We start from the raw sequence: 1,624 nt of genomic DNA on the forward strand, positions 1-1,624 counted from the left end.
GCCAATAAAATAACCGGAAATTCAGGGAGGAAAATAATGTACATAGTGAGTTGACGTATGTTTGGACACCCTATAATATGGATATTAATAGCAAATTTGTATTTAATCCAGAATGGTAATAATTAATTCCGGCTTTTCCTGTTAAGGAATAAATTATTATAGTAAACATTGCATTGAATGGTGAATAATAGATTAGATCAGGGTCTGGCTTTCTGAAAATCTGCAGTCCAAGCACAAGAATAAAGGTTAGGATCATTGGAATTTGTGAAATAAATTTAAGCGACCCTACCTGATTTAAGAGGCTGAGCAGGTATGAAAAAAGAAGGCCTAAAAGTGTGAAAAATAGTGATATAACGATTAATATAAATATCAGCATGTATATATTTTTGATATATACTGATGAAAATCTAAGCCTGAATATTAATAATGAAAATATTATGGCAAAAATGCCCACTACCATGCTAAATGTTAGAGACGATAATATATTTGAAAACGATACCTCATATGATTTTACCCTATCAAACCTTGTAATATAGGGTATCGATAGATTCATGGATACTGTGTAAAAAACCACGGATGCCATGGATACACTTATTCCAAATAACAATATGAACGATATATATGTGGATTCTGTATATTTTAAATATGTTCCGGATGGTGCCGGGAAACCATATGCATATATTAAGACCCATACCAGAACAAATCCAAAACTCCAGAATAATGAATTCCTATTTTTAAAATATGATATAATACCAATTTTATAGAGCGTTGATATCATTTTTACACCTCATATAAATATAATAGGTCATCTATATTATTTATAACATTGTTTTCTTTACCATATGTAAGATATATTATCCTGTCATTGCCCCTTATTTCTATAAATTTATCCTGCGGCCTTGTGGTATTTACATTCATTGAAAATATTAATTCACCAGGGCTTATTTTTTCCGATAGGTTACCATCAACCATTATGTTTAATGTGGAACCTTCAATTTTTTTTATAAGATCAAGATCATGGGTTGTTATTATAAATGAATTTTTACTTTTATTTATGATATTAATTAAAAGTCTTGCCCTATCAGGATCTATGGAACTTAAGGGTTCATCCAAAAGAATTATTTTATAATCACCTGAAAGGGCAATTGTATTATACACCATTTTTTCCTGGCCTGTGGACAGATCTGATAATCTTTTATTTTTCAGGGAGTCCAATTTAAAATATGCAAGCATATTAAAGGCAGCATCCTCCTTAATTAATTTTAACTTCATCTGATATTTTATAAACTCTTTGACAGAGAGGTCGCCAGAAAGATGGAGTGCATCCTTTATATTTGTTGATAATGCAGTATATTCTCTTATATTCTCAACATAATTATTATCTATTTTTATCATTTTTTCGGTCTTTAAAATGCCAAGAATGCATTTCAAAAATGTTGTTTTTCCAGATCCATTTGGGCCAATTACTATATTTTTTTCTCCATTATGTAATTCATATTTAACATCCCTCAGGCTATTATTAACATTGCCATACGAGTATTTCAGATTTTCAATATATATTAAGGCCATAATCATTAATCCTAATTTGATTAATATAAATGTAACAGAGTTCAATTTCTGAACA

2 protein-coding genes are annotated in these 1,624 nt (G+C 29.6%); both read right to left on the reverse strand.

Features of this window, described 5'->3' with window-relative positions:
* Positions 1 to 70: 70 nt before the first annotated feature.
* Positions 71 to 778, reverse strand: coding sequence for an ABC transporter permease (locus AOG55_RS06560; protein ID WP_055041058.1), 708 nt, complete (start codon positions 776 to 778; stop codon positions 71 to 73).
* Between the two features lie 2 nt (positions 779 to 780).
* On the reverse strand, positions 781 to 1,624 hold an 844-nt coding region (locus AOG55_RS06565; protein WP_156318788.1), incomplete at its 5' end, for an ATP-binding cassette domain-containing protein.

Origin of the sequence: Acidiplasma cupricumulans (assembly GCF_001402935.1) — an archaeon.
Lineage (GTDB): Archaea > Thermoplasmatota > Thermoplasmata > Thermoplasmatales > Thermoplasmataceae > Acidiplasma > Acidiplasma aeolicum.